The sequence below is a fragment of the Nonomuraea sp. NPDC004702 genome (assembly GCF_053601695.1).
In genome coordinates, this window is record NZ_JBSGCE010000180.1 from 1 (window position 1) to 2,886 (window position 2,886).

3 protein-coding genes are annotated in these 2,886 nt (G+C 69.5%); all 3 read right to left on the bottom strand.

Annotated elements, in window-relative coordinates; translation table 11 throughout:
- Positions 1 to 274: 274 nt before the first annotated feature.
- Positions 275 to 424, bottom strand: coding sequence for a hypothetical protein (locus ACWEJ6_RS54560; protein ID WP_452433653.1), 150 nt, complete (start codon positions 422 to 424; stop codon positions 275 to 277).
- A gap of 96 nt (positions 425 to 520) precedes the next feature.
- On the bottom strand, positions 521 to 1,738 hold the full coding sequence (locus ACWEJ6_RS54565) for a serine hydrolase domain-containing protein (RefSeq protein WP_452433655.1): 1,218 nt from the start codon (positions 1,736 to 1,738) through the stop codon (positions 521 to 523).
- A gap of 270 nt (positions 1,739 to 2,008) precedes the next feature.
- A partial coding sequence (locus ACWEJ6_RS54570) for a serine hydrolase domain-containing protein (RefSeq protein WP_452433656.1) occupies positions 2,009 to 2,886 on the bottom strand: 878 nt, incomplete at its 5' end.

Sequence of the window (2,886 nt, forward strand, 5' to 3'; positions counted from 1 at the left end):
TTGGCCCTGCTCCTCGATCACGTCGTCGTCAAGCCTGCCGATGGGCCGGCGTTCGACGTCGCGCCCCGGCTGTCGCTGGTGTGGCGCTCAACCTGAGGAGGGCGGTGGCCCTCACTGCGGCCGAATGGCGACCGATTCGGCGGAGAGCGTGACCTCAAGCTTGACCCTTCTCGCCGCTACGGGGGTCAGAGAGATTTGGAACGTGATCCGGCGTTAGCGGCGTTCGCGCAGGCCGGTCGATAGAGCCCTCTTCGGGCGAGCGGTTGACGTAGGACTAACGCCGGATGCCGTTCGGTTCATAGCGGCGCGCGTGCTGGTCGATCGCGAACCGGGCTGGGGTCAGGACGAAGACGACGCCCTCGCCGATGAGCTCGGCAAGCTCGCCCTCGACGATGACCTCGACGACGGCTTCGCTCGCTGGCATCCCGGATTCGGCGGCTCAGGTCACCTGCGGGTCGAACTTGTGGCCCGGCCTCTTCCCGTCCTTGCTACCGGAGGGCTTTGAGCGTTGCGGCGCCTGCTATCGCTGGGCGCACAGGGCGGTGTCCAGGGCGGCGTTGACCTGGTCGGCGGCGGGTTTGGTGTAGGGCATCGCGGTGACGGCGACGGTGGCCGCGCGTCCGTCCTCGGTGGCGCCGTTGCGAACCTCGTAGCCGGAGATGTCGCCGCCATGGGCCCAGGCGTGGCCGCCGCAACTCAGTTCGATCTTCATCAGGCCGAGCCCGTAGCTCCAGCCCTTCGGGAATCCGGGCGCGGCGATGGTCTGCTTCATCTGCTGCAGCAGGTCGGGCTTGAGGAGCCGGCCGTCGAGCAGTGCGCCCAGGAAGCGGTTGACGTCGCGCGGGGTGCTGATCATCTGTCCGGCCGCCCATGCCCAGGACGGGTCCAGCTGTGTGACCTCGGCTAGTTCGGCGCCCGGCTCGTTGGTCTTGGCCCGGTAGCCCTTGGGGTGGGGGCCGCGGATGTTCTGCTCGCCGACGCCTGGCCAGTAGGTGTCGCGCAGCCGGAGTGGAGTGATGATCCGGTTGGTGATCTCCTCGCCGAGGGGCCGGCCGGTGATCTTCTGCACCAGCAGGCCGAGCGCGATGTATCCGGTGTTGCTGTAGGCCCAGCCGGTGCCGGGAGCGAAGGCGGGCTGGCGGGTCAGGCCCACGTCGAGCACGTCGCGGGGTTCGAAGTAGCGGTGGCGGGCCTGGGTCCACGATTGCCAGGAACCGAGCAGATCGTGTTCGTAGTCGGGCAGGCCGGCGGTGTGCTGGAGCGCCTGGCGGACGGTGAAGCGGCGGCCGTCGTTACCGTTGGCGCGGATCAGGCCGGGCAGATAGGTCTCGACCGGGGCGTCGAGGTCGATCTTGCCCTCTCCGGCCAGTTGCAGGACGAGCGTGGCGAGGAAGGTCTTGGTGGTGCTGCCGATGCGTACCTTCCCGTTGCGGGGGACCTTCGCCCGGGTGGCCAGGTCCGCCACGCCTGCGGTGTAGTCGCGCACGCGCCCGCCGCGGTCCCGCGTCGAAGCCAGAGTGCCCGGGAAGCCACCGGTGCCGACCAGGCCTTCCAGAGCCGTCTGTACGACGTCGGCTGGGCGGACCCGCGCGCCGGCCTCGGCGGCGGCCGGGGCGGCGGCCAGGCCCAGGACGCTGAGGGCGACGGCGGCCGCGGTGGCCGGGGCCAGGGCGCGGCGCCACCGGGGGGTGGCCGGCGGGGGCGTGAGGGCGGCTCTGGTGGGGTGGGACGGCGACATCGGTTCTCCGCGGTGACGGTGTGGTGTGACGGGAAGGGGGGAGGAACCTGCGATCGAGATGTGCAGGGCTGGTGGGGAAGAGATGGCGGCTGCGCCTGCTCTTGGGGAACGTCTCCCGGGCACGGGCTGACGGCGGGGCGAGACGTGGCCATGAGCCTGTGTCGCCGCAAGATCCTCCTCGTGCTGACGGCTGCCCGCAGGTTCCTCCGCCCTGGCTGCCGTCAGACGCGCACCCTGCCCCAAGGTCGAACCCTCGGGGCAGGGCCGGTCTCAGGCGCAGAAGGCGGCGTCGATCGCCTTCTCGAAGGGAGCCTGGTCGGTTTGCGGCTGCTTCTCGTTGACCGACAGGGCCAGCGTGGTGCGGCCGTCGGGGGTGGTGTAGGCGGCGGAGAGGTAGCCGGGGATGCCTCCGGTGTGGCCGATGATCTGCTTGCCGCAGCTGGTGGACTGCACCCTCAGGCCCAGGCCGTACGCGCCGATCTGGGGGTTGACGAACAGGCCCTTCTTCATCTCGGTGAGTTGGGCGGGCTTGAGGACCTTGCCGGTGGCCAGGCTGTGGAGGAAGGTCGTCAGGTCCTTAGTGGTGGTGATCATCGCGCCGCCGGCGCTGGCGATGCTCGGGTTGAGTCGGCTGATGTCGACGTATTGGCCGGTGCTCTTCTTGATGTAGCCGTGGGCGTGCGGCCCGGGGATGGAGGTGGAGTAGGTGGGAGCGGAGGTGTCGCGCAGGCCCAGCGGCTTGATGATGCGCTTGGTGACCTCGCTCTGCCACCTGTTGCCGGTCACCGCCTTGATCAGCATCCCGGCCACCAGATAGCCGGTGTTGGAGTAGGAAAAGCGCGTGCCGGGCTCGAAGTTCAGCGGCTTGGCCAGCGCGGCCGCCACCAGCTGCTCGTCGGTGAACCGGGTGAAGCGCAGCTTCAGGTACGGCTCGCCGACGGTGGGAAACTCCGGCATGTCGGTGTAGCTGGGGATCCCGGCGGTGTGCTGCAGGATCATCCGCACCGTGATGTCGTTCTCGCGTGGCAGCAGTCCGGGCAGGTAGCGCAGCACCACCTGCCGCATGTACTCGCCGATCGCCCGCCTGCGATGAAGCCGCTTGCGCATGCGGTAGCGGAAGTAGAGCGTGGCCAGCAGCACCAGCGGCA